This window comes from Streptomyces sp. DG1A-41, from assembly GCF_037055355.1.
Classification (GTDB): domain Bacteria; phylum Actinomycetota; class Actinomycetes; order Streptomycetales; family Streptomycetaceae; genus Streptomyces.
This window is the reverse complement of sequence record NZ_CP146350.1, coordinates 6,973,516-6,999,001: the sequence shown is the minus strand read 5'-3', so window position 1 is coordinate 6,999,001 and position 25,486 is coordinate 6,973,516. Positions and strand designations below refer to the sequence as shown.

Genomic DNA, 25,486 nt, shown 5'->3' with positions numbered 1-25,486 from the left:
AGTGCCGTCGCCCACCCGTTCACAGCCGCGGGTCCACCGGCTCCGACTCCAGTGCCAGCACCCCGAAGACCGCCTCGTGCACCCGCCACAGCGGCTCGCCCCCGGCCAGCCGGTCCAGGGCCTCCAGACCGAGCGCGTATTCGCGGATCGCCAGGGACCGCTTGTGGTTGAGGAACCGCGAGCGCAGGCGCGCCAGGTTCTCCGGGCGCGTGTACTCGGGGCCGTAGATGATCCGCAGGTACTCGCGGCCGCGGCACTTGATGCCGGGCTGCACCAGGCGGCCCTGGCTGTCGCGGACCACCGCGCCGACGGGCTTGACGACCATGCCCTCGCCGCCGCGGCCGGTCATCTCCAGCCACCAGTCGACACCGGCCTGGACCGACTCGGGGTCGCCCGTGTCGACGTACAGCCGCCGGGTGGTCTGGAGCAGGCCGCTGCCGTCGTGCTCGACGAGCCGGTCGAGGAGGGCGAGCTGCTCGTCGTGCGGCAGTCCGGCGAGGCTGCGGCCCTGGACCGCGAGGATCTGGAACGGTGCCAGGCGGACGCCGTCCAGGCCGTCCGTGATCCAGCAGTAGCGGCGGTACGCCTCGGTGAACGCGGCGGCGTCGGCGGACCGTTCGCGGGTGCGGGACAGCAGTCCGGTCACGTCGACGCCCCGTGCCGCCGCGTCCTGAAGCGCCGCCAGCACGCCCGGGAACACCGCGCCGGACGCGGCACCCACGGCGGCGTACTGCGAGCGCAGCAGCCCGGACGCCTTCAGCGACCAGGGCATCAGCTCGGCGTCGAGCAGCAGCCAGTCGGTCTCCAGCTCGTCCCAGAGGCCGGCGTCGCCGATCGCCGTGCGCATCCGGTCGAGGATCTCCTCGGTGTGGGCGTCGTCGTCCAGGAACGGGCGGCCGGTGCGGGTGTAGAGGGACCCGGTGGCGCCGTCGACGCCGAAGCGCTTGCGGGCCGTCTCCGCGTCCCGGCACACCAGGGCCACCGCCCGCGAGCCCATGTGCTTCTCCTCGCACACGACCCGCGCGACACCGTCCGCCGCGTACTGGGCGAAGGCCTCGGCCGGGTGCTCCAGGTAGCCGTCGACGTGCGAAGTCGCCGTCGGGGCCATCGTCGGCGGGAGGTACGGCAGCAGCCGCGGGTCCACCGCGAAACGGCTCATGACCTCCAGGGCAGCCGCCGCGTTCTCCTCGCGGATCGAGATCCGGCCCTGGTGCCGGGTCTCCACGACCCGGCGGCCGTGCACGTCCGCCAGGTCCAGCGGACGGCCGTCGTGCCCGCCGGGTGCCTCGGTGCGCAGCGGCTTCACCGGCTCGTACCAGACCCGCTCGGCCGGTACGTCGACCAGCTCGCGCTCCGGCCAGCGCAGCGCGGTGAGCTTGCCGCCGAAGACGGCGCCGGTGTCCAGGCAGATGGTGTTGTTGAGCCAGGTGGCCTCCGGGACGGGGGTGTGGCCGTAGACGACCGCCGCCCGGCCCCGGTACTCCTCCGCCCACGGGTAGCGCACCGGCAGGCCGAACTCGTCGGTCTCCCCGGTCGTGTCGCCGTACAGGGCGTGGCTGCGGACCCGGCCGGAGGTCCGGCCGTGGTACCTCTCGGGCAGCCCGGCGTGGCAGACGACCAGCCGGCCGCCGTCGAGGACGTAGTGGCTGACGAGGCCGTCGATGAACTCCCGTACCTCGGCGGCGAACTCCTCGCTCTCGCCCGCCATCTGCTCGATGGTCTCGGCGAGGCCGTGGGTGTGCTGCACCTTGCGGCCGCGCAGGTAGCGGCCGTACTTGTTCTCATGGTTGCCGGGCACGCACAGGGCGTTGCCGGACTTCACCATCGTCATCACGCGACGCAGCACGCCCGGGCTGTGGGGGCCCCGGTCGACCAGGTCGCCGACGAAGACGGCGGTCCGGCCCTCGGGGTGGACCCCGTCGGTGTAGCCCAACTTGCCCAGCAGCGACTCCAGTTCGGCGGAGCAGCCGTGGATGTCGCCGATGATGTCGAAGGGACCGGTGAGGTGGGTGAGGTCGTTGAAGCGCTTCTCGGTGACGACCGTGGCGTTCTCGACGTCCTCCACGCCCCGCAGGACGTGCACCTTGCGGAAGCCCTCGCGCTCCAGGTGCCGGAGGGAGCGGCGGAGTTCGCGGATGTGGCGCTGGATGACCCGGCGGGGCATGTCCGCGCGGCCGGTGCGGGCCGCGTTGCGCTCGGCGCACACGTCCTCGGGCACGTCGAGCACGATGGCTATCGGCAGGACGTCGTACCGCCGGGCCAGCTCGACCAGCTGACGGCGCGCCTCGGGCTGCACGCTGGTCGCGTCCACGACGGTACGGCGGCCCGCGGCTAGGCGCTTGCCCGCGATGTAGTGCAGGACGTCGAAGGCGTCGCTGGTGGCGCTCTGGTCGTTCTTGTCGTCCGAGACGAGACCACGGCAGAAGTCGGACGAGATGATCTCGGTCGGCTTGAAGTGCCTGCGGGCAAACGTGGACTTGCCCGAGCCGGAGGCGCCGACGAGCACCACCAGGGAGAGGTCGGTGACGGGCAGGACGCGGCCCTCGCGTACGTCGGTCATGCCGCCTTCGCCTCCTTCGGGGTGGTCAGGGTGAACACGGCCATCTGGGTGGGCGGTCCCACCTCCGGGTCGTCCGGGCCGACGGAGACGAACTCCGCCCCGTATCCGTGCCGTTCGGCCACCGCCTCCGCCCAGGCCCGGAACTGCGCGCGGGTCCACTCGAAGCGGTGGTCGCCGTGCCGGACGTGGCCGGCCGGGAGGTTCTCCCAGCGCACGTTGTACTCGACGTTCGGGGTCGTCACGAGGACGGTCCGGGGGCGGGCGGCGCCGAACACGGCGTACTCCAGGGCGGGCAGCCGGGGCAGGTCGACGTGCTCGATCACCTCGCTGAGCACGGCGGCGTCGTACCCCTTGAGCCGGTGGTCGGTGTACGCGAGCGAGCCCTGGAGGAGCTTGACGCGCGCGGCCTGCCGCTCCCCCATGCGGTCCAGCTTCAGCCGCCGGGAGGCGATGGTGAGCGCCCGCATCGAGACGTCCAGCCCCACGATCTCCGTGAACGCCGGGTCCTCGAGCAGCGTCTGCACCAACTGGCCCTGCCCGCAACCGAGATCGAGCACCCGGGCGGCCCCGGACGCCTTGAGCGCGGCGGTGATCGCCTCCCGGCGCTGTACGGCCAGCGGGGTCGGCCGCTCCTCGGTCTCGGTATCGGCCTCGACCGCGTTGTCGATCTCCTCGACCTCGCTGTCGTCGGCCTCGGCCAGCCGCACCAGCTCCAGCCGCTCCGTCGCCTGCCGGGTCAGCGACCAGCGGCGCGAGAGGTACCGGCTGGTGATCAGCTTCTGCTCCGGGTGGCCGGGCAGCCAGCCCTCACCGGCGCGCAGCAGCTTGTCGACCTCGTCGGAGGAGACCCAGTAGTGCTTGGCGTCGTCCAGGACCGGAAGCAGGACGTAGAGGTGGCGCAGGGCCTCGGCGAGGGTGCGGTCAGCGGACTCCAGTTCGAGCCGGACGTAGCGCGAGTCGCCCCACTGCGGGAACTCGGCGTCCAGCGGCACGGGCTCGGCGGTGACCGTCCAGCCCAGCGGCTCGAAGAGCCGTCGTACGAGCCCGGGGCCGCCGCGGGCGGGCAGCGCGGGCACCTCGATCCGCAACGGCCGGGGGACGGCGGGCAGTTCGGGCCGGGCGTTGCAGACACCCTTCATCGCGCTGGAGAACACGCTGCTCAGCGCCACGGCGAGGAGGGAGGAGGCGGCGTACGGGCGGTCGTTGACGTACTGCGCGAGTGCCGCGTCCGGGGCGCCGCCCCGGCCCTTGCCCTTGCCGCGCCGGACCAGGGCCACCGCGTCGACCTCCAGCAGCAGCGCCGCCGTGCAGCGCTCGGCGTCCGCCTCGGGGTACAGGACGTGGGCCGTGCCGTAGGACGTGGAGAACGTCTGCGCCTTCTCGGGATGCTTGTGCAGCAGGAAGCCGAGCTCGGTGGCGGGACGCTCCGGGGTGCCGGTGGTCGTGAGGGTCAGAAACACGGTGGGTCGACCTTTGATCAGTGGTCTGAACTGCGGTTACGCCCCACCGTACAGAGACGGCACCGGCAGCACCCGGGAATTTTCGCTAGCCTCCCGATCGACCGGGCGTTCGAGGGGGATTCGGGAAGAGCGCCCACGCACACGGAGATGCGGAGGCCTCACAGTGACAGACGCCGGGACCAGCGGGGGACAGATCGACACCGGCAAACCCCACTCGGCACGCATGTACGACTACTACCTCGGCGGGAAGGACAACTATCCGGTCGACGCGGAGGCGGCCGAGCAGGTGATCTCCCTCTTCCCCGCGACCAGGGAAATGGCGCGGACCAACCGCTCGTTCATGCACCGCGCCTCCCGGCTGCTGGCCGAGCGGGGAACCCGGCAGTTCCTCGACATCGGCACCGGCATCCCGACGGAGCCGAACCTCCACCAGGTCGTCCAGGGTGTCGTCCCGCAGGCCCGGGTGGTGTACGCGGACAACGATCCGATCGTCCTCCGGCACGCCCAGGCCCTGCTGCACAGCTCGCCGGAAGGAAAGACCGCCTACGTCCACGGCGACGTGCGGGAACCGGGAAAGATCGTCGCGGCGGCTCGGGAGACCCTCGACTTCACCCGGCCGATCGCGTTGTCCCTCGTGGCCCTGCTGCACCTGGTGGCGGACGAGGACGAGCCCGGCCGGATCGTCCGCGAGCTGCTCGAACCCCTGCCCTCCGGAAGCTACTTGACGCTCTCCCATGCGACGGGTGACTTCGACCCGGAGACCTGGGAGCGGGTCGTCGAGGTGTACCGCGAGGCCGGGACGGCGGCGCAGGTGCGCAGTCGCGAAGAGTTCTCGGCGTTCTTCACGGACCTTGAACTGGTGGATCCCGGCGTGGTGCCGGCCGCTCAGTGGCACCCCGAGCTCGGTGAACAGCGCGGCGGCGACGGCGAGGACGAGGAGATGCCCCTCTACGTGGCGGTCGGCCGCAAGCCCTGACGGACGGCGCGGGGCCGTGACCGACGGCGGTCCGGCGGATCGCGCGCCGTGCCCGATCCGCCGGACCGTCCTGCCGTCCCGGCCTTTTTACGACAGCTGGGACTGCACCTGCGAGGAGATCAGCTCCAGGTGGTCGAGGTCGTCCAGGTCGAGGATCTGGAGGTAGATGCGGCTCGCGCCGACCTCGGCGTAGCGGCCGATCTTGTCGACGACCTCGGCCGGGGAGCCCGCCAGGCCGTTGAGCTTCAGCTCGTCGGGTTGGCGGCCGATCGCGGCGGCCCTGCGGGCGACCTCCTGGTCGTCCCGGCCGACGCAGACGACGAGGGCGTTGGAGTAGGTAAGGTCGCCGCTGCGGCCGGCCTCCTCGGCGGCGGCGCGGACGCGGCCGAACTGGCGCTCACTGTCCTCGATCGAGGCGAAGGGGATGTTGAACTCGTCGGCGTACTTCGCGGCCAGCCGCGGGGTGCGGGTGGCGCCGTGGCCGCCGACGAGCACGGGGATCTTCTGCTGTGCGGGCTTGGGCAGCGCGGGAGAGTCCGTGAGGTCGTAGTAGGTGCCGTGGAAGTCGAAGGTCTTGCCGAGCTCCGTCGACCAGAGGCCGGTGACGATCTCCAGCTGTTCCTCGAGGCGGGCGAACTTCTCCTTGGGGAACGGGATGCCGTAGGCCTTGTGCTCCTCCTCGAACCAGCCGGCGCCGAGGCCGAGTTCGACCCGGCCGCCGGACATCTGGTCGACCTGGGCGACCTGGATGGCGAGCACGCCGGGGAGCCGGAAGGTGCCTGCGGTCATCAGGGTGCCGAGCCGGATGCGCTTGGTCTCGCGGGCGAGTCCGGCCAGGGTGATCCAGGCGTCGGTGGGGCCGGGCAGGCCGTCCACGGAGCCCATGCGGAGGTAGTGGTCGGAACGGAAAAATGCGTCGAAGCCGAGCTCCTCCGTGGCCTTGGCCACGGCGAGCAGAGTGTCGTAGGTGGCCCCCTGCTGGGGCTCGGTGAAGATGCGAAGATCCATGATTCCATCCTGCACGCCGGGGCGCGGGACGACGAGATCGGCCCCTCGTCCCGTCCGGTCCCCGGTCGGGTGAAATTACGTCCATACCGCGGGTCCCGCGTGACCGGGCCAGTGACCGGCCCCGTTGGTGATCGTTGGCTCGGGCGGAGCCGGAGCCCCCGGCTTCCGCACCGGCCGGTGAGCGCCGGGGCGTCACCCGCGTCGGCCTCCCCGGGGGGCCAGGGGCCGAGGAGGCCGTCATGTCCGAAGAGACCGTGCCACAGCAGGGCGGGACCGGGCAGCCGAAAGGGCTGTTGCAGCAGATGGAGGAGCTGATGGCGGCGTTGAACGCGGACCTGTCGGCGCTGGACGCGGATCTTCAGGCGGCGGGGGACGCCGACCGGAGGTCGGGCGAGGAGGAGCAGGTCGGCTGAGCTCTGCTCCCGGCGTGCGGCCGGGGGTCGGCCTGCGGCAGCCGCTACCCCGCCTCCCTCTCCGGTAACGCCTGCTCCCGGTCCGCGAGTCTGCGGAGCATTTCCAGGACGCGGTCCCGTGACTCGTCCGCCGCGTCGATGGCCTCCATGCACTGCCAGTACGTGCCCTCGTCGTCCGCGGCGCAGGCGAGGCCCACGAGGGCTATGCCGACCTCGCCGAGGAGGCCGCCCAGGTACATCAGGGTGTGGCGGGCGTCGCCCAGCTCGGTGAGCTGGCCCGCGCGCAGCTCACCGGGAGCCAGTTCGGGCGGGTCGAGGACACCGCAGCCGCGGCCCGCCAGCTCCGTCAACCCCAGGGCCTCGCCGCGCAGTTCGGGCGGGCCCGCGACCGCGAGGCGACTTCCTATCGCCTGCGCGAGGGCCTGCGCCTGCCACACTTCGGCCAGGATCCCCGGTACGTCGCCGCCGGCGGCCAGGGACCGCCTGCTCGTCACGATGAGCCGCACCGCGTCCATGCGCTGCCCCCGTCCTGTCCGACGCGCTCCGCGCGTCCGTCCGCCCGAACTCCCTTGTTCACTACCCAGAGTGAAGGGGTGTGAGACGAAAAGCCAGAGGAAGACGGAAATCTGCGGACAACAATTCGGATTCGGGCCGCGTTTTGATTACGCAGAGTGCAAATGGACTGCGCGACTCCGGGAGTGGACTGTGCGGCTCCCCAGAGACGGCCGCGTGACTCCTAGATCGGGAACCTCCGCTCGTTCCGGTCGATCTTCGCGTCCAGCGCCGCCAGCGGGTCGATGCCGAGCACCTCGCACAGCTGGAGCAGATACGCGAGCACGTCGGCGACCTCGTCCGTAACGCGGTGCGCGGTGTCCGGATCGGTCATCACACGGGCCGACTCCTCGGGCGTCGACCACTGGAAGATCTCGACCAGTTCGGACGCCTCCACGCTGAGCGCGGCGGCCAGGTTCTTGGGGGTGTGGTAGGGCTGCCAGTTCCGCGCGGCCGCGAACTCGGCCAGCCGGCGTTGCAGTTTCGCCACGTCGAGAGGTTCTGTCACGGCTTCAGGTGTACCACCGTGACCCCGTCGGTCCCGGCGGCCCACGACGCGTCGCTCACCGCGCCGACCAGCCGGATGTGCCCGCGCTCGCACATCCGGGCCGCGAGCCGCAGCAGTTCGCCCCGCTGGCCGGGGTCGAGCCCCCGGTCGAGGCCGTCGGCGAGCACGGTGAGGGTCTGGAGGGCGGCGGGCACCTCGCCGGCCGGGTCGACCTCCAGCACGCCGGGGCCGGTGAGCAGCACCAACGCCAGGGCGACGTACCTCAGTTCCCCGTCACCGAGCCGCCCCATGTCGGTCCGGACGCCGTCACCCCGGTCGAGCACCGCCCGCACCGTCCCGTCGGCCGACGGCTCGGCCAGCACGTCCGCCACCGGTCCGGCGCAGCCGGCGCGCACCGCCGCGACGAGCTGCGTGTGCCGCCGGCCGCACTCGGCGCGGGTGCGCCACAGGACGTCGGCGAGGTTGCCGCAGCCGCCGAGCAGCCGCCCGACCCCGGCCGGTACGGGGCCGCGCATCCGGCCGGGGTCGGGGTCGCAGGCGAAGACCGAGCGCAGGGCGACCACCATCTGCTCGGCGGCGGCCAGCACCCTGCGCTGCCCGGGTGTCCTGCCGGCCACGCGCAGCGGCAGCAGGGCGGTGCCGAGCCGGTCGTCCGGCAGCGGGCCCCGGGTCACCGGCGTCGGCCCGGCCGTGTGCCAGGCGGCCTGCACGGCGCGCTTGCCGGGATCGCGCAGGGCGGTCTCCAGCAGGATTAGTCCGCCGGCCGTCAGCCGCTCCCCCACGACGCACAGCCGGGGCTCGGCCTGCACGGCGACATCGAGCCGGACCGGGCCGGCGGGCCCGTCTGCCGTGCAGCCGATACGGAAGCCGCGGCGGCGCTGCGCATCGGGCCGGGCCCGCTCCGGGACACAGGCGACGGGGTCCGGGAACGCCTCGTTGAGCGCCGCCCCTCCCCCGAGCCGGGCGAGCGCCTCGTACGCCCGCAGCGCACTGGACTTGCCACAGCCGCTGGGGCCGGCGAGGAGGGTGAGCGGCCCGAGCGGGAGTGCGGCGCGGCGGTGGCCTGCGAAGGCGGACAGCCGCAGCTCGGTGACACGCGGCCGGCCGGGGTGCGGGTCGCCGCCCGCCGGTGGGCCGGGCTGCACGAGGGGGGTCGGAGCGAAGGGCTGGGTCATATCCGGACCGTAGACTCCACCCGCAGGACGAACCGTTCCGTCTCCCAGGGCTTCCTACGAACGGGCGACCCGGCCCGCGGGGCGCGTCACACCCCGGGAACCCCGATCCCCTCCATCAACCCGGTCACCTCGGTCCCCGCCGGCGTCAGCAGGAACACGTTGCGGTCCACCCGGTGCATTCCGCTCGCCAGGCCGAAGACGACGCCCGTGCTGAAGTCGAGGACGCGCTTGGCGACCTCCGTCTCCGCGCCGGTCAGGTCCAGCAGCACCGGCACGCCCGCCATCAGGGTCTCGGCGACGTCCCGGGCATCGGCGAAGACGTTCACCCGCAGCACGACGAAACGGCGCCGCGCCTCCGTCTCGGCCTCGGGTAGGGACCGGTGGCCGACGGACGACGGCCAGGCGTCCCGGCCCCGCAGCGGCACGACCTGGGCGAGCCCCTCCCACTGTTCGTCGGTGACATCGTGGCTGTTCACCGGCATGCTCCGTCCTGGCTCGCGCTGGCTGTCTCCATCGGCCAATTCTTGCGCACGGTCACCCGTTCGGCCCAACTGCGACACGCTCCGCCACCTCGATGCACCTCACAACGGCCGGAAGGCGACTGTGTGACGGGCGTAACTCCTCGTGATCAAGCGATGTGACACCTGCGTAACGGGACATTCGTACCGTCGACGGCATGACCACGACGCCCCGGCCGCAGCAGGAGACGACGCAGCAGGTGCGCACCGTCTGCTCGTACTGCGGTGTGGGCTGCGGCCTCGTGCTCGACGTCGGCATGGGACCGGACGGGCGGCGCACGGTCCTGAAGGCGTCCGGCGACAAGGCGCACCCGGCGAACGCGGGCCGGCTGTGCACCAAGGGCGCGACCACGGCCGACATGCTCGCCGCGCCCGGGCGGCTGACCACCGCGCTGGTCCGGGACGACCGGGGCGAGGAGCCGGTGCCCTCGCCCGTCGCCGACGCGATCGCCGAGACCGCCGCGCGGCTTCGGGCGATCGTCGACGCGCACGGGCCGGACGCGGTCGCCTTCTACGTGTCCGGGCAGATGAGCCTGGAGGCGCAGTACCTGGCGAACAAGCTGGCCAAGGGGTTCGTGCGGACGAACGCGATCGAGTCGAACTCGCGGCTGTGCATGGCGAGCGCGGGCACCGGCTACAAGCTGTCGCTGGGCGCGGACGGGCCGCCCGGCTCGTACGAGGACTTCGATCAGGCGGACGTCTTCCTCGTCATCGGCTCGAACATGGCCGACTGCCATCCGATCCTCTTCCTGCGGATGATGGAGCGGGTCAAGGCGGGTGCCAAGCTGATCGTCGTCGATCCGCGGCGGACCGCCACCGCCGCCAAGGCCGATCTGTTCCTCCAGGTCAGGCCGGGGACCGACCTCGCGCTGCTGAACGGCCTGCTGCACCTGCTGCACGCGGACGGGCACACCGACCCGGAGTTCGTCGCGGCCCACACCGAGGGCTGGGAGGCCTTGCCCGGGTTCCTCGCCGACTACGGCCCGGCGGCGGTCGCGGAGATCACCGGGCTCGCCGAGGACGACGTCCGCCGGGCCGCCCGGCTGATCGGCGAGGCCGGCACGCAGTGGATGAGCTGCTGGACCATGGGGCTGAACCAGTCCACGCACGGCACCTGGAACACCAACGCCCTGGTCAACCTGCATCTGGCGACGGGCGCGATCTGCCGTCCAGGCGCCGGGCCGTTCTCGCTCACCGGGCAGCCCAACGCCATGGGCGGGCGCGAGATGGGCTACATGGGCCCGGGGCTGCCGGGGCAGCGGTCGGTGCTCGTGGCGGAGGAGCGGGCGTTCACCGAGGAGGTGTGGGAACTGCCGCCCGGGACGCTGCGGGCCGACGGGGCCGGGCAGGGCACCGTCGAGATGTTCCGGAAGATGGCCGACGGGGAGATCAAGGCCTGCTGGATCATCTGCACCAACCCCGTCGCCTCGGTCGCCAACCGCCGTACGGTCATCGAGGGTCTGGAGGCCGCCGAGTTCGTCGTCACGCAGGACGTGTTCGCGGACACCGAGACGAACGCGTACGCCGATGTCGTCCTGCCCGGCGCGATGTGGACCGAGGCGGAGGGCGTCTTCGTCAACAGCGAGCGCAACCTCACACTGACGCAGCCGGCCGCCGACCCGCCCGGGGAGGCGATGGCCGACTGGCGGATCATCGCGGAGGTCGCGTGCGCGATGGGTTACGAGAAGGGGTTCTCGTACGACAGCGCCGAGCAGGTCTTCGAGGAGATCCGGCGGTTCCACAACCCGAAGACGCAGTGGGACCTGCGCGGTGTCTCCTACGAGCGGCTGCGCCGGACGCCCGTGCAGTGGCCGGCCGCGCGGGAGGACGGACCCGAGCGCAATCCCGTCCGCTACGTGGGGGACGACGGGCTGCGGTTCCCGACGGCGAGCGGTCGAGCCGTCTTCTTCGCCCGGCCCCACCTGCCCGCCGCCGAGATGCCGGACGACGACTATCCGTTCGTGCTCAACACCGGGCGGGTGCAGCACCAGTGGCACACGCTCACCAAGACCGGGAAGGTCGCCAAGCTCAACAAGCTGAACCCCGGGCCCTTCGTGGAGCTCCACCCGCAGGACGCCGAGGCGCTGGGGGTCGCGGAGGGCGATCTGGTCGAGGTCGCCTCGCGGCGCGGGCGGGCCGTGCTGCCGGCGGTGGTGACGGACCGGGTGCGGCCGGGCTGCTGCTTCGCGCCCTTCCACTGGAACGACCTGTTCGGCGAGTACCTGAGCATCAACGCGGTGACGAGCGACGCGGTGGATCCGCTGTCGTTCCAGCCGGAGTTCAAGGTGTGCGCGGTGTCGCTGGCGAAGGTGGCGACGCCCGTGCGAGAGGCCCCCGGGCAAGAGGCGGCGAGCGCCGTACGCGAGGAACCGGCCGGGGCTCTGGCGCCCACGACCGTCACCCCCGGCGGAACCGACCCCTTCGGCCTCCAGCCCTCCCCTCCCCCGGTCCTGTCCGCCCAGGAACGCCAGTACCTCACCGGCTTCCTCGCCGGGCTCGGCTCGGGCGCCCCCGGCGTTCCCGTGCTCCCGCCCGACGCGCCCTTCACGCCCGAGCACGCCCTGTGGGTCAACGGGGTCCTCGCCGGCATGTACTCGCGCTCGGCGCCGCCGGCCGCCCCCGCGCGGGAGCCGGCCGGACGTGAGGTCGTGGTGCTGTGGGCCTCGCAGACGGGGAACGCCGAGGAGTTCGCCACCACCACCGCCGAGCGGCTGACCGCGACCGGGCACCGTACGACCCTCGTCGGCATGGACGAGGCCGACGTCGCCGCGCTCGCCCGCACCGCGGACCTGCTCTTCATCACCAGCACCTTCGGGGACGGCGACGCGCCCGACAACGGCACCGGCTTCTGGGACACGCTCTCCAATGAACAGGCGCCGCGGCTGGACGGGGTGCGGTACGCCGTGCTGGCCTTCGGCGACTCCTCGTACGACGACTTCTGCGGGCACGGGCGGCGGCTGGACGCCCGGCTCGACGAACTGGGCGGGGTGCGGCTGGCCCCGCGTACGGACTGCGAGCCGGACTACGAGCCCTCCGCCGGGGAGTGGCTCGACCAGGTGCTCTCGGCGCTGGGCGGTCCGGCCGCACCGGCCGACTCCCCTGCCTCGCGACCGGAACCGAAGCCCAAGCCCAAGCCCGCCACCGCGGTCGCCCGGCTCGTCGGCAACCGGCTGCTCAGCGGGCCGGGCGCGGGCAAGGAGGTCCGGCGGTTCACCTTCGACACGAGCGGAACGGACCTGGCGTACGAGGCCGGGGACGCGCTCGGCGTGCGGCCGGTCAACGCGCCTGCCCTCGTGGCGGAGTGGATGGCGGTGACCGGGCTGGACGCCGGGACGGCCGTCGAGGTGGCCGGTGTCGGCGAGGTGCCGTTCGGCGAGGCGCTGGCCCGGCACCTCGACATCACGAAGATCACCCCCGACCTGCTCCGCTTCGTCGCCGAACGCGCCCGGGACAAGCACGAGTTGCGCAGGCTGCTGCGGCCCGACAACAAGGACGGGCTGGCGCAGTGGTGCTGGGGACGGCAGGCCGTGGACGTGATCGCCGAGTACGCGGTGCGGGCGAGCGCCGAGGAGTGGGCCGGGGTGCTGCGGGGGCTCCAGCCGCGGCTGTACTCCATATCGTCCAGCCCGCTGATCGATCCGCGGCAGGTGTCCCTGACGGTGTCCGTGGTGCGGTACGAGAACCTGCACGGGCGTCCGCGCGGCGGGGTGTGCTCGCCGTTCCTCGCCGACGCCGGGGCGGACACCGAGGTGCCGGTGTTCGTGCAGCGCTCGCCGCACTTCCGGCCCCCGGCCGACGCCTCGACGCCGATGGTCATGGTCGGCCCCGGCACCGGCGTCGCGCCGTTCATCGGTTTCCTCCAGGAGCGGAGGGTCCTCGGGCACCGGGCCCCCAACTGGCTGTTCTTCGGCGAGCAGCACCGCGCCACGGACTTCTACTACGAGGACGAGCTGACGGCGCTGCTCGACGAGGGCACCCTCACCCGCCTGGACACCGCCTTCTCCCGCGACCAGCGCAACAAGGTGTACGTACAGGACCGGATGCGCGAGCACGGGCCGGAGCTGTGGCACTGGCTGCGCGACGGCGCCCGCTTCTACGTCTGCGGCGACGCCTCGCGCATGGCAAAGGACGTGGACCGGGCCCTGCGGGACATCGCGGTGGCACAGGGCGACATGAGCGAGGCGGAGGCCGCCGCGTACGTGAAACAACTCGCGGCGGACAAGCGGTACGTACGGGACGTGTACTGAACGCCGGGCCTTACTCGCCTCACACCGGACTCTTCACCCCCCACCGGCCCCCGCTCACCTGCGGCGATTAGCGTCCTGCGGCGTGTACTCGGCAGAAACCACGCTGGTGGTACCCGGCCCGCGCACGCAGTCGGCGGCGGCCGGGCCGCCGTCCCCGGCCCAGTGGCACCGCGTCCTGACCCTGCTCGCCGACATCAGCCTGCTGATCGGTACCCGAGCGGCGTGGACGACCGCGGCCAGTCACCGGCCGGCCGTGGCCGCGGTGATCTCGGTCTGCTACGCCTCGATCCTGGCGTGCGGGGTGCTGGCCCTGGCCGTCCGCCGGGAACGGTCGCTGGCCCGGGTGGACCTGTGCGTGCTGGTGACGGGCGTCACGCTCACCCTGTGCGCGTGGGTCATGCTCCACCAGGGCTCCGACGAGGCGCTGCTCACGACCCAGGCGGCGCGGGAACTGGCCGCGGGACACCCGGTGTACGGGCAGCCATGGCCCTGGCTCTTCGGCCACGGTGTGGCCCTCACCCCGACGGTCACCGGGGGCTACGACCTCACCTACGGCTATCCGCCGCTGGCCCCGCTGCTGGCCGTGCCGCTGCTGTGGCTGGGGCACGGCGGTACCCCCGCGACGGCGGTGAGCACGGGCGCGCTGGTCGCCGGCACGGTCGTGCTGTGGCGGATGCTGCCGGCGCCGTGGCGGTCCGCCGCGACCATGGTGTGTCTGGGCTTCGGGATGCTGCCGTCGTACGGCCGGCTGGGCTACCCGGCGGTCGTGGCCATGGCCCTGCTGGTGCCGGTGGTGGTGCGCTGGCCGCGCATCGGGGCGGGCGGGCGGCTCGGGGCGGCGGGTCTGGCGCGGGCCGCGTGTGTGGGGGCGGCGTGCGCGGCACAGCAACTCCCCTGGTTCCTGGCGCCGTTCCTGCTGGCCGGGATCTACGCCGTGCGCCGCGGCGAGCTGGGCGGCCGGGCCGCGGCGCTGGTGGTGCTGCGGTTCGCCGGGGCCGCGGCGACCGTGTGGCTCCTGATCAACACCTACTTCGTCGTCAGCGAGCCGGGCCCTTGGCTGAGGGGGATCGCCCTGCCGCTGACGCAGGGCGCGGTGCTGCACGGGCAGGGCGTGGTGGGCATCTCGCTGTACCTGACCAACGGCAGTGACCGGCTCGACTGGTACTCCTCCGCGAGCCTGCTGCTGCTCGCCGGCCTGCTCGCGCTGTTCGTGCTGAACGTACGGCGGCTGGGTCCGGCCGCGACCGTCCTGCCCTGGTGCGCCTTCTACCTGGCGACCCGCTCCCAGGACGGCTACTACCTGTTGATGACGCCGCTGTGGGTGGCGGCGGCCGTCACCGCTCCCGCGTCGGCGTTCGCCGGGGCGTGGCAGCCCCGTCCGCGCCTGCTGTCCGGGCCACGGCGCCGCCCTGCCAGGATCGCCCTGGCGGTGCTGCTGCTCATGCCCGCGCTGGGCGGCGCGGCCGTGGCGGCGACGGGCACGCCACCCCTGCGCATGCGGGTCGTCGCGGCCCGCCACCCCACCCCGGCGACCGTCTCCCGGCTCACCCTCCAGGTCACCAACACGGACGACACGGCCCTCGCCCCGCACTTCACCCTGACCATGGGCCAGGGCATGAACCCGTACTGGCGGATCGTCCGGGGCCCGCGCAGCCTGCCCGCGCACGCCACCGCCCGCTACGAACTCCGGCCGCCCAAGGGCCGGTTCACCGTGCCCCGGCCCGGGGTCCGGATCCGCCTGCGCGCGTTCACGGCGTCGCCGCAGACCCTGTCGAGCGCGGATGTGCAGCAGGCGGTGCGCCGGACGGGCTGACGGCGGCGTCAGCCCGTGGCCCGGGTGAAGCGGAGGGTCGCGGTGACCGTGGTCCGGCCGCGGATCATGCCCAGCTGGTTCCAGCCCATGCCGAACTGCTCCCGGTCCACGGTGAATTCCGTCTCCAGCGTGAGTCCCGTGGCATCCCCGTCCTTCAGGCGGGCGGTGAGGGACAGCGGCCTGCTGACGCCGCGCACGGTGAGCTGACCGACGATGTGCACCTGGTCGCCGTCGCGGAGCTCGGCGCTGCGGGCCACGAAGGTGATCTCGGGATGGTGGTCGGCGTCGAAGAAGTCGGCGGACCTCAGGTGGGTGTCGCGCTTGGCGTTCTCGGTGTCGAGGGAGGCGACGTCGAAGGCCAGGGTGCCGACGGCGGACCCGTCGGGCCGGACCTCGCCCGAGCCGCCGATCGCGGCGAACGTGCCTTTGACGGTGACCAGGCCCCACATGGTCTTGTGCTGGATGCCCACGGTCGAGGCGGTCGTGTCGAGCTGCCACAGTCCGGTTTCCACGGCTACGGTCATGATCCTTCTCCACCCATGTCGTCCAAATTTGGATGACTTGCACGCTAGCGTCTCGTCCAAAATTGAACAACCCCCTGTTCCAAATGTGGACAACAGGTAGGCTGGCGTGTATGGCCGACCCCCAGGAGCACCCCGCCGACCTGCCCGAATGCCGGTTCGCCGAGGGCAGCGGGCTGCTGCCGGACGAGCTGCGCGCCTGGATGCTGCTGCTCGCCGCGACGGGGGCGGTGGAGCAGCGGCTGCGCGCGGTCGTGAAGGAGAAGCTGGAGGTCTCGCACGACGAGTTCCTGATCATGTGCCTGCTCGCGGAGCAGCCCGAGGGCGGCCTGCGCATGACGCGCGTCGCGGAGCTCCTGGGCCGCCCGAAGACCCGCCTCACCTACCAGATCGCCTGCCTCCAGCACGCCGGCCTCGTCACCCGCAGGTCGGTGTGCGGCGACAAGCGCGGCGTCGAGGTCACCCTCACCGACAAGGCCCGCCGCCTCCTGACCGAGGCCTGCGGCCCGCTCGCCGAGACGGTCACGCAGTCCCTCGCCCGCTTCATGGGGCCGGACCAGCGGCAGGCCCTGTGCGCGCTGGTGCCGGACCTCGCCGAGGAGTCCCGCGCGGACTCCTGAGCGGCGGTTCGGCGGAACGCGGTCCTGGGTACCCGGCGCCCACTGTTCCGAGAGCAGGAGGAGGGCTCCATGGGCGCGTTGGACCTGCCCGATCCCGTCGTACGGCATCCGGTGGGTGGCTCGCCCGTCGACACGGTGGCGCTCGCGGAGGCGCTGCCCGAACGGGTCGAAGGTGAGGTGCGGTTCGACGGAGGGAGCCGGGCCGCGTACTCGACGGACGCGTCCAACTTCCGGCAGACGCCGATCGGGGTCGTGGTGCCGCGCACGCCCGAGGCGGCGGTGGAGGCGGTGGCCGTGGCCCGCGAGCACGGGGCGCCGGTGCTGTCGCGGGGCGGTGGGACGAGCCTGGCCGGGCAGTGCACAACACCGCCGTGGTGATCGACTGGTCGAAGTACTGCGACCGGCTGGAGTCCGTGGACACCGAAGGCCGTACCTGTGTCGTGCAGCCCGGCATCGTCCTGGATGAGCTCAACAGGCGGCTCGCGCCCACCGGCCTGCGCTACGGCCCCGAGCCCGCCATCCACACCAACTGCACGATCGGCGGCATGATCGGCAACAACTCCTGCGGCGCCACCGCTCAGGCGCACGGCAAGGTCGTCGACAACATCGCCCGCCTGGAGGTGCTGCTCTACGACGGCACCCGCTTCTGGTGCGGCGAGACCAGCGACGAGGAGTACGCGGAGATCGAGCGGCAGGGGGATCTGCGGGCGTCCGTCTACCGGCGGTTACGGGAGCTGCGTGACGCCTGCGGCGACGAGATCCGCCGCCGCTTCCCCGGCATCCCGCGCCGTGTCTCCGGTTACAACCTCGACTCGCTGCTGCCGGAGCACGGCTTCGACGTGGCGGGACTGCTGGTCGGCAGCGAGTCGACGCTCGTCACCGTGCTGCGCGCGGAACTCGAACTACCGTGGTCCTGGCCGACGGCTTCAGCTGCCGTACGCAGATCCACGAGCTCGACAGCGGCGGCCACGAGGGCGTGCACCTGGCGGAGCTGCTGGCCTCCGCGCTGCCCGGTGCTGCGGGCGGCGCGGCTGCGGGCAGCGCGTACGGCGTCGCCCCGGGTGCAGGGCCCGCGCCCCCGGCTGGCGGGCCAGGGCTCTGGCGCTGGCCGGTGCGGGGTTGGCCGTCGCGGGTGCCGGCGCCGGGCTGGTCCGCGGGCTGCGTCGTTGAGCCGCCACGTCCCGAGCGGCGTTTTCTACACCGTCGTAGAATCCGGGAACACGGGCGCGACGACGAACGTTGACCCGGAGACACACCACGCGTAAGGAGCCACTCGTTGTCCGCCAGACCGACGGACCCTTCGGGGCACAGTCCCCGACCATCCCGCCACGACATCAGTGATCGCGGCACAGGGCGGGATGGTGTCGGATGAGTGCCGCGAACGCCCTGCTGGGCCTGCTCGCCGTGTTCGTGCTGACCGCCGGCACCGGCTACTTCGTCGCCCAGGAGTTCGCCTACGTCTCCGCGGACCGGCTCACCCTCGCGCGTGAGGCCGAGGCCGGGGACCGCAAGGCCGCCCGCGCCCTGCGGGTGCTGGAGCGACTGTCGTTCATGCTGTCGGGCGCGCAGCTCGGCATCACCGTCACCGGCCTGGTCGTCGGATTCATCGCCGAGCCGTCGGTGTCCGCGCTGCTAGAGCCCGCCCTGTCCGGGCTCGGCCTGCCCGACGCGGCCGTGAGCGGCGTCTCCGTGACGCTGGCCTTCGTCCTGGCCACGGTCGTGCAGATGGTGCTGGGCGAACTGGCCCCGAAGAACCTCGCGATCGCCGTGCCGGAGCGGCTGGCGAAGGCGCTGGCCCCGTCGACGCTGGCGTATCTGAAGGTCGTCGGCCCTGTCGTACGCGTCTTCGACAGCGCTGCGAACAAGCTGCTGCGCAAGGCCGGCATCGAGCCGGTCGAGGAGCTGCACCACGGCGCCACGCTGGAGGAGCTGGGCCATCTGATCGGCGAGTCGCACGAGCGGGGCGCGCTGCCCAAGGACACCGCCGCGCTGCTGGACCACGCGCTGGAGTTCTCCGAGCGCACCCTCGACGAGGTGATGGTGCCGCGCGCCGACGCCGTCTTCGTCCGCAAGGACGCCGGCGCCGACGAGGCGGTCGGCCTGATCGCCGGGCACGGCCACTCCAACTACCCCGTCCTCGGCGACCACCCGGACGACATCGTGGGCGTGCTGGGCGTGCGCGAGCTGATGGCGCTGCCCGCGGCCCGGCTCGCCGGCGCGCGTGCCGGTGAGGTGGCCCGGCGGCCGCTGCTGCTGCCGGACACCCTCGGGCTGCCGGACGCGGTGACGCGGATGCGGGAGCAGGACGACGAGTTCGCGGTCGTCCTCGACGAGCACGGCGGCGTGGCGGGCATCGTCACGTACGAGGACATCGCCGAGGAGCTGGTCGGCGACATCGCGGACGAGTCGGACCGGGTCACCGTGCTCGCCGTCGCGGACGGCGACGGCTGGCTGGTGGACGCCTGCTGCTGGCTGGACGAGGTGGCCGAGGTCACCGGTGTCCGGCTGCCGGAGGACGACGACTACGACACCGTGGCCGGTCTGGTCGTGGACCGGCTCGGCCGCTTCCCGACGGTCGGCGACCGTGTCACGGTCGAGCTGCCCGAGGGCGGCCGCGCCGTGATCGACGTGCGCACGCTCGACCGGCACGTGGCCGACCGGGTACGGATCAGCCCGCTCGTGGACGCGGAGGAAGCCGAAGAAGCCGAGGAGATGGCGTGAGTTTCCCGATGGCGGTCTTCGTGACCGTGCTGCTGCTGATCGGCAGCGGCTTCTTCGTGGCGGCCGAGTTCGCCCTGGTCGCCGCCAAACGGCACCGCATGGAGAAGGCGGCGGCCGAGGGGCGGCGCGGCGCCGGGGCGGCGCTGGCCGGCATGCGCGAGCTGTCGCTGATGCTGGCCGGCGCCCAGCTGGGCATCACCGTGTGCACGCTGGGCCTGGGCTCGGTGTCGAAGCCGGCGATCTCGCACGAACTCGACCCGCTGCTGCACACGCTGGGCCTGCCCAGTGCCGTGAGCTACGGCGTGGCGTTCGCCGTGGCGATGGTCGTGGTGGTGTTCCTGCACATGGTGGTCGGCGAGATGGCACCCAAGTCGTGGGCGATCGCCCACCCCGAGCGTTCGGCGATGCTGCTGTCCCCGCCGTTCCGGGCCGTGGTGCGGGCCGTACGGCCGCTGATCCGGCTGCTCAACGCCGTGAGCAACGCGCTGGTACGGCTGTGCCGAGTGGCCCCGCGCGACGAGCTGACCTCGGTGCACAACCGGGAGCAGCTGACGCACCTGGTGGCGGAGTCCGAGCGGCTGGGCCTGATCAGCACGACCGACTCGGAGCTGCTGACCCGCTCGCTGACCGAGCCGGAGACGCCGGTGGCGGCGCTGCACATCCCGGCGGCGGAGCTCACCTGGGTCGAGGGCGGCACGGACGTCGAGGCGCTGCTGCGGCTGGCCGCCGACCTCGACCGCACCCGGCTGCTCGTCCGGGAGAACGGCACCGTCCTCGGCTCGGTCCACGCCCGTGACGCCCTGGTCGCCCGGGCCAGGGGGCGTGCCACAACCGCCCGTGAACTGGCCCGTCCGGTGCCCGAGCTGACGGAGGCAACCACGGTCGCCGACGCGATCGAGGTGCTGCGCCGCCGCCGGTCCTCCCTGGCCGTGGTCCGTGACACCGGCGGCCGACTCACCGGTCTGGTCACCCTGGACGACCTGCTGGCCCGGCTGATGCAGCCGGCCGCGGCGGCCTGACGGAGCGGAATCCGAACCTCCAGCCAATCTGCACACCGTCCGCAAGGACACCGTGGAACGGCAGGCCGGGCACCAAGCCCATGGAGCGCCATGGGAACTTGGCACCGAAGTGCCCGCTTCGGGAATCGGGGCGCAACACCCGTACGTGCCACAGGACGACGGGGTGTGTGAAGGAGTGGGTACATTCCAGTGCACGCATGATCATGTCGGTGAAGACGGTCGCCGCAGCGCCCGCTTCGACGCCGTCGAGCAGTTGGCCGTCTGCTCCGCGGAATGCTTTGATCCTGCGCACGGCGGAGCCGTCGGTGCGAATCTCGATTCCGAATCCGGCGACCCCCCACGCGCGCCGCCATTGCAAGACATTCACGCGAAGGGAAACACCCCATGAACCTCACCCCTCAGGTCGACAGCGCCGAACTCTCCGACGCCGACCTGGACCTCGTCTCCGGCGGCATGGCGGGCGGCGCCTCCGTGGGCCTCGTGGGCAGCCTCTCCAGCGGCCTGATCGAGCCCCTGACCGCGGGCGTCTGCGGCGACCTCCAGGGGAGCCTGTCGTCGGAGGGCGGCGCGGCCGGCGGCAGCGCAAGCGTTCACACGACGTCGCTCTGACGACATCCGCATAAAGGGCCCCGGGGCACGATTCCCGGGGCCCTTCGCCGTGCCCGGGCACTTTCCCACGGTCGCAAAGTTGGGGAATTCGCGAAACTCGTGACGGAATCCTGGACACGACGGGGGTGGGTAACACCGCGGCACTGCATGGCGCAGACTTACACGGGCCCCCCAGACCCGGCTGAAAAGCGATAGGACAAACCCTGTGAAAACCGACTCGACCCGGAACGAAGAACTGCCGATCTACGAAAGCCTCATACGCGAACGCGGTGATGTCGTCGAGGAGGCCCGCGTCGTCGCCGAAGAGACACAGCACCAGGTGACGCAGGCCCTGAACGGGCACGCACCGGTGCGGCAGGAAGCCGACCCCGAGCAGTAGGCCTCACGCGCGGGCATCGCCCGGCGGCGGGGCCGCGTTCCCCCTGCCGAAGGCCCACGCCATCCCCGGTTCCGTCACACAGCGGAAGACGCGCCGCACGGGCGGCGTGCACAGGGCTGTGACGACCACGGCCGCGACCAGGGTGGCGGCGATCGCGCCGACGGGCCGGTGGACCCAGGCCGGCTCGTACCAGCCCCAGTACTTGGCGGCCTGCGCGACGAAACCGTGCAGCAGATAGCCGTACAGCGTGCCCGCGCCCAGCGCGGTGAACCACGTCCGGCGCCCGGGCACCCAGGCGAGGAAGCAGGCGACCAGGACGGCCGAGCAGCCGAAGGCGGCCAGCGTCATCACGGGCCCGTACCAGAACGGGGCGGCCAGTTCCCGGGCGCTGTCGGCGTGGAAGAACCAGGCGTAGTTCATCCGCGGAACCGCCCAGTACGCCACCCCCAGGGCGCACCCGGCCACCGGCACGGCGAGGATCCGCGCCCTGCGCCGGCGCACCAGCCGGAAGTGCTCCGGCCGCAGGAGCAGTCCGAGCACGAAGTACGGCAGGAACTGAAGGGTGCGCTGGAGGTCGAGGTCGTGGCCGACGGACGGCGAGAGCGTCGCCAGCATCGCGACGACGAGGGCCGTCGGCAGCGGCCACCGCACATGGCGCCAGAGAGGTGTCGTCAGCCGCCAGACGAACAACGCCGCCAGGAACCAGGTCAGATACAGCGGGTCCAGCAGGCTGACCGGGCGGTCGGGGTCCTGGCTGCTCCACCGGGTGAACAGGGTGTACGCCGTCTCGAACACCACGTACGGCACGGCGACACCGGTGACCAGGCGCTTCAGGCGCCCCGGGCTCCCGTCGAAGGTGCGCGAGAAGTAGCCGGAGACGATGATGAACGCCGGCATGTGGAACGCGTAGACGAACATGTACAGGGCGGTGACGGCCCTGCTGCCCGGCCGCAGCGGCTCCCAGGCGTGTCCCGCGGCCACCAGCACGATCGCCAGGTACTTGGCGTTGTCGAAGAACGCGTCCCGCTGCCGCACCGGGCGGGCCGCCGCGCCCTGTTCCGTTCCCCGGGACGCCCGGGTCTCCTCGGCCGCCGGGCGGGCCGTCGTCACCGTGTCACTCACGGGCCCTCCCGAAGCGACTGGAGGCTGCTGTGCCTCGTCCTGCTCGGGGTAAGGGGGTGGCGTCTGCGCAGAACATCGCCCGCACCCTAATCACAGGGCCGTGCCCCGGTTCAACTCGTAACGGGGGTGACTCGGTTCGGTTCATGCCCGGGTATACGTGTCCAGACGGGCGATCGTCTCCGTGAGGGAGACGGTGAGGGTGGTGATCTCGTCGGAGATCAGGACGCGGGGGTGGGCGAGGAGGGCGCGGGCGAGGGCGGCGCGCTGGAGTTCGCCGCCGGAGAGTCCGCCGGGGCGGCGGTGGGCCAGTTCCTCCGGCAGGCCGAGGCGGTCCGGGGTGGCCGACGCCTCGTCCGCCGCCGCCCGTTCGCCGGCACCCCGCCCTACGGCCTGCCGTTGACGACCGCGCTAGGCGAGTTCCGCCGCCAGCAGCGCGGCCGTCCTGGCCACCAGCGCGTCGTCGGCCGGTGCGTCCTGCTCGGGCTGGGTCGTCAGGACGGACAGCACGATCGGCGTGCCGTCGGGCGGCCAGGTGATGCCCACGTCGTGGGCGCCGCCGTACGCCGCAGGCCGGTCTTGTCGGCGAGCACGAGGCGGGCGCAGGACAGGCCGATCGCGCGGGGAGAGGTCGTGTCGGTCACGCGCCACGGTTCCGCGCTGTTGAGCTCCGGCTCCCACCGGTCGAGCCGGGAGCGTACGGCCGAACCGTGGCGGCCTACCTTGTGCGCGGAGAAACGCCGTCGGCGAACGGAACGCGCGCCGCGCGGAGCCCGGTCTGCCGACCGCCCGCTGGAGCGCCGGGGTCAGGTCTCCTTCCACACCAGCACGGTCAGCACCGCGCTCGCGACGGTGACCGGGACGGCGGCCTGGTTCAGCAGCCGTACCCGCATGCTCCGGCCCGACGGGAGCCGCTTCGTCAGGGGCATGACCGCGAAGGTGCCGCCGCCGGTCCCGACGATCTCGTGGATCGGGTGGTCCGCGCGGTGCTGGTCCCCCTGGTACTCGGACATGCGCGCCTGGACGACCGCGCCCGCCGGCAGCCCGTCGATGTGGAGGCTGACGCTCCCGCTGAAGCGGGCCGGGCCACGGGCGAAGACGCTCCCGCCGGTGGCGTGGTCGCCGGTCTCGTCGGCCCACTCCGTGGTGAACTCGACCGAGTCCCAGGCACCGGGCGCGAGCCGGTACCCCCCGGCGATACCGAGGTTGACGTACTGGGGCATGGGGTCCTCTCCTTCCCACAGGCCCGCCGGGAGGGCCAGGGCGTCGGCGACGTCACGGCGGAAGTCGGCCATGTCGAATCCGCGCGGGTCGACCTTCCGGTCGCTCCACTCCAGGTGACCTATCGCGCTCTTGGGGCCCCAGCCGTGCGCGCGGCAGATCGCGGCGGTGGCCTTGACGATGGCGATGTACTGGACATTCGGCCACGGGTCCTTGCCGTCGCCCTTGTTCTCGCACTCCCAGCCGTAGAAGCGGGCGTTGCCGTCGACCGCGCCGGCCGAGCCGTCGTGCTCGTGCGTCGCGGGCGGGTACGTGCCGTACGACTCGCCGATGACGGCGTCGAGCACGTCACCGTCGCCGCCTCCGGCGTGGTTGGCCCGGCCGTTGCCGGTCAGGTGGACGACGCCGTCCTTGGTGATGCATCCGGTGGCGAGCGGACCCGGCAGAGCGCTGTGGCCGTGGTAGATCAGCTCGACGACGTCCGTGCCGGGCCCGGTGACGGTGTGATGGATCATCACACCGTGCACGGGACCCCACGGGCCTTTGTGATTACGGTTGTTGGTGCGCCATCCGCCGACCTCGTGAACGGCGCAGCCCTCGGCCTTCAGCGCGGCGACGAGCCGGGCGGCGGTGAGCGGGGTGGCCATGAGTCAGTCCTCCGTTCCGGCGCGTGCGTGCCGGTCTGAAGACGGTGCGATCACATCTGCGGAGCGTGCCCGGCCGTGGAGCGGGTCTGTCTGCGGTGCGCGTCCGGCGGATCGTTTCACCAGAGCTGCCGCGCGGACGTCGCCAGGCTCTCACCATTCTCGCGCCGCTCGTGTCGTCGCTCACCTAGCCGTACGCCACGTCCGTAAATTCGGCGGGATCAGGACGCTCCGGCACCAGGGAGGCCGGGGCGCTGTCAGTGACCCGGCGTAGGGTCCGCCGCCATGAGCGTCCCCGCCGTCGAGGAGCCCTGGGCGCGCGTCGACGCCTGGCTGGCCCGGCACGCTCCCCTCACCCGCGCCACCCTGCGCCCACCCGCACCGCAGGCCGGCATCGAGGACGCGGAGCGCACGCTCGGCGTGACGTTCCACCCGGACCTGGTGGCCTCGCTGCGGTGCCACGACGGGGTGGAAGTGGACGAAGACGCTGTTCAGTTGTCGTTTTACGGACCTCTGTGCGGTGGCGCGGACATCGTGCGGAACGCGACCCTCCTCCACAGCTTCGGGGTGGGTGAGGACGGGCTGCCCCTCACCCTGGGCATCGGCCGGCGGCCCTCGGACGGCCTGTTCCTCGCCCGCCGCCCCGGGCCCCGCTACGGACAGGTGGGCCGCCGCTTCGACGAGGACATGGCCTCCTTCGCGCACCGGCCGTCACTGCGTCATGTTCTGGCCGACCTCACGGACGCCGTGGAGGGCGGTCTCCCGTTCCTCGGCCGCATCCCCCTCGCCGTGGCCGGAAAGCTGCTGTGGGAGGAGGAGCGGACCGTGCCCGCCGACGTGGTCTCCCCGCTGGCACAGGCCGCCGCGCTCGCCGAGCCGGAGTGGGACCCGCCCGCCCTCCAGCGCCCGGTCTTCACGAACTCGGCCGGGAGCACCCCGCCGCCACCCCGGCAGGAAGGGGCGCAGCGGCTCTTCTTCGTCCGCACCAACCGCCCGCGTCCCGCACCGCTGCCCGACCAGCCGGACGTCGTCCGCCTCCGGCCTGACCCCGGCCGAGATGCTGCGCCGGCTCGGCGCGGTCCCCGCCACCGTACGGCCGCGCGACCTCGGGCAGGCTCAGCGGGCGGCGGAGTGCGCGTGGGCCGCGCACCGGCCCCTGGTCCGTGCGGGCGAGGCCGGCGGATGGGCGTACGCCACGCTGGAGGGCGGCGCCGCGCAGTTCGCCCGGCCGGAGGTACTGCGCGCCCTGTCCGCCGGCACGCGCGTGGTGGTCCTGACCAGGCATGGCCCGGAGGTCGTCCTCACCTTCGCCGAAGACGGCGTGCCGTGTCCGCAGGACGACACCCGGCGCGTCATGTCGCCGCGGGGGAGCAACGCCGCCGGCGGACCATGGGCGCGGCGCC

The 25,486-nt window shown here is 72.6% G+C and carries 20 protein-coding genes and 3 pseudogenes; 10 read left to right on the top strand and 13 right to left on the bottom strand.

What is annotated here, in order from left to right; translation table 11 throughout:
* Positions 1–19: 19 nt before the first annotated feature.
* Positions 20–2,560 (bottom strand): polynucleotide kinase-phosphatase, encoded by a 2,541-nt coding sequence (locus V8690_RS32675; protein ID WP_338783681.1) that lies wholly within the window; start codon positions 2,558–2,560, stop codon positions 20–22.
* Entirely contained in the window at positions 2,557–4,020 is a 1,464-nt protein-coding gene (locus V8690_RS32670) for a 3' terminal RNA ribose 2'-O-methyltransferase Hen1 (protein WP_338783680.1), read from the bottom strand. The genes V8690_RS32675 and V8690_RS32670 overlap by 4 nt, the downstream gene beginning before the upstream one ends.
* 163 nt (positions 4,021–4,183) lie before the next feature.
* Here V8690_RS32670 and V8690_RS32665 point away from each other — a divergent pair, with 163 nt between their 5' ends.
* The gene (locus tag V8690_RS32665) at positions 4,184–4,996 is read left to right on the top strand and encodes an SAM-dependent methyltransferase (protein ID WP_338783679.1); all 813 of its coding nucleotides are present in this window, start codon (positions 4,184–4,186) and stop codon (positions 4,994–4,996) included.
* Between the two features lie 87 nt (positions 4,997–5,083).
* Here the strand turns inward: V8690_RS32665 and V8690_RS32660 are convergent, their stop codons facing one another.
* Complete coding sequence (locus V8690_RS32660; RefSeq protein WP_338783678.1) at positions 5,084–6,004, bottom strand: LLM class F420-dependent oxidoreductase; 921 nt, start codon at positions 6,002–6,004, stop codon at positions 5,084–5,086.
* A gap of 239 nt (positions 6,005–6,243) precedes the next feature.
* Between V8690_RS32660 and V8690_RS32655 the strand changes: the two genes are divergently transcribed.
* Positions 6,244–6,417 (top strand): hypothetical protein, encoded by a 174-nt coding sequence (locus tag V8690_RS32655; protein WP_010033808.1) that lies wholly within the window; start codon positions 6,244–6,246, stop codon positions 6,415–6,417.
* A 44-nt stretch (positions 6,418–6,461) separates the two neighbouring features.
* Here V8690_RS32655 and V8690_RS32650 read toward each other — a convergent pair whose 3' ends face one another.
* From V8690_RS32650 to V8690_RS32635, 4 genes are all read right to left on the bottom strand, one after another.
* Complete coding sequence (locus V8690_RS32650) at positions 6,462–6,932, bottom strand: DUF6099 family protein (RefSeq protein WP_086604552.1); 471 nt, start codon at positions 6,930–6,932, stop codon at positions 6,462–6,464.
* Between the two features lie 221 nt (positions 6,933–7,153).
* Positions 7,154–7,477, bottom strand: a complete 324-nt coding sequence (locus tag V8690_RS32645; RefSeq protein ID WP_338783677.1) for a nucleotide pyrophosphohydrolase — start codon at positions 7,475–7,477, stop codon at positions 7,154–7,156.
* Complete coding sequence (locus V8690_RS32640) at positions 7,474–8,652, bottom strand: ATP-binding protein (RefSeq protein ID WP_338783676.1); 1,179 nt, start codon at positions 8,650–8,652, stop codon at positions 7,474–7,476. The genes V8690_RS32645 and V8690_RS32640 overlap by 4 nt, the downstream gene beginning before the upstream one ends.
* A gap of 86 nt (positions 8,653–8,738) precedes the next feature.
* Positions 8,739–9,134 carry a cell division protein SepF gene (locus tag V8690_RS32635; RefSeq protein WP_338783675.1) on the bottom strand — a complete coding sequence of 132 codons (396 nt, stop codon included), beginning with the start codon at positions 9,132–9,134 and terminating at the stop codon, positions 8,739–8,741.
* A gap of 194 nt (positions 9,135–9,328) precedes the next feature.
* Here V8690_RS32635 and V8690_RS32630 point away from each other — a divergent pair, with 194 nt between their 5' ends.
* Entirely contained in the window at positions 9,329–13,417 is a 4,089-nt protein-coding gene (locus V8690_RS32630; RefSeq protein WP_338783674.1) for a bifunctional nitrate reductase/sulfite reductase flavoprotein subunit alpha, read from the top strand.
* A 106-nt stretch (positions 13,418–13,523) separates the two neighbouring features.
* A complete protein-coding gene (locus V8690_RS32625) occupies positions 13,524–15,230 on the top strand; it encodes a hypothetical protein (RefSeq protein WP_338785530.1) in 1,707 nt (568 codons plus the stop codon).
* 8 nt (positions 15,231–15,238) lie between these two features.
* On the opposite strand, the gene V8690_RS32620 is transcribed toward V8690_RS32625, so the two are convergent.
* Positions 15,239–15,754, bottom strand: a complete 516-nt coding sequence (locus V8690_RS32620) for a YceI family protein (RefSeq protein ID WP_338783673.1) — start codon at positions 15,752–15,754, stop codon at positions 15,239–15,241.
* Positions 15,755–15,864: 110 nt separating this feature from the next.
* Here V8690_RS32620 and V8690_RS32615 point away from each other — a divergent pair, with 110 nt between their 5' ends.
* The 6 genes and pseudogenes from V8690_RS32615 (at position 15,865) to V8690_RS32590 (ending at position 21,099) form a co-directional block, all read left to right on the top strand.
* Positions 15,865–16,371 carry a MarR family transcriptional regulator gene (locus V8690_RS32615; protein WP_338783672.1) on the top strand — a complete coding sequence of 169 codons (507 nt, stop codon included), beginning with the start codon at positions 15,865–15,867 and terminating at the stop codon, positions 16,369–16,371.
* A gap of 69 nt (positions 16,372–16,440) precedes the next feature.
* Positions 16,441–17,276: pseudogene (locus V8690_RS32610) on the top strand (FAD-dependent oxidoreductase); the annotation flags it as partial.
* Positions 17,277–17,739: 463 nt separating this feature from the next.
* Complete coding sequence (locus V8690_RS32605) at positions 17,740–19,092, top strand: hemolysin family protein (protein WP_338783671.1); 1,353 nt, start codon at positions 17,740–17,742, stop codon at positions 19,090–19,092.
* Entirely contained in the window at positions 19,089–20,111 is a 1,023-nt protein-coding gene (locus V8690_RS32600; RefSeq protein WP_338783670.1) for a hemolysin family protein, read from the top strand. The genes V8690_RS32605 and V8690_RS32600 overlap by 4 nt, the downstream gene beginning before the upstream one ends.
* A gap of 384 nt (positions 20,112–20,495) precedes the next feature.
* Positions 20,496–20,720, top strand: a complete 225-nt coding sequence (locus V8690_RS32595) for a hypothetical protein (RefSeq protein WP_338783669.1) — start codon at positions 20,496–20,498, stop codon at positions 20,718–20,720.
* 205 nt (positions 20,721–20,925) lie between these two features.
* Complete coding sequence (locus tag V8690_RS32590) at positions 20,926–21,099, top strand: hypothetical protein (RefSeq protein WP_338783668.1); 174 nt, start codon at positions 20,926–20,928, stop codon at positions 21,097–21,099.
* A 3-nt stretch (positions 21,100–21,102) separates the two neighbouring features.
* On the opposite strand, the gene V8690_RS32585 is transcribed toward V8690_RS32590, so the two are convergent.
* From V8690_RS32585 to V8690_RS32565, 5 genes and pseudogenes are all read right to left on the bottom strand, one after another.
* Positions 21,103–22,221 (bottom strand): acyltransferase family protein, encoded by a 1,119-nt coding sequence (locus V8690_RS32585; protein ID WP_338783667.1) that lies wholly within the window; start codon positions 22,219–22,221, stop codon positions 21,103–21,105.
* A gap of 201 nt (positions 22,222–22,422) precedes the next feature.
* Positions 22,423–22,572 (bottom strand): annotated as a pseudogene (locus tag V8690_RS32580) (ATP-binding cassette domain-containing protein); the annotation flags it as partial.
* 57 nt (positions 22,573–22,629) lie between these two features.
* A pseudogene (locus tag V8690_RS32575) lies at positions 22,630–22,919 on the bottom strand (class A beta-lactamase); the annotation flags it as partial.
* Positions 22,920–23,024: 105 nt separating this feature from the next.
* Complete coding sequence (locus V8690_RS32570) at positions 23,025–24,086, bottom strand: N-acetylmuramoyl-L-alanine amidase (RefSeq protein WP_338783666.1); 1,062 nt, start codon at positions 24,084–24,086, stop codon at positions 23,025–23,027.
* Positions 24,087–24,794: 708 nt separating this feature from the next.
* Positions 24,795–25,172, bottom strand: coding sequence for a hypothetical protein (locus V8690_RS32565; RefSeq protein WP_338783665.1), 378 nt, complete (start codon positions 25,170–25,172; stop codon positions 24,795–24,797).
* Between the last annotated feature and the right edge of the window lie 314 nt (positions 25,173–25,486).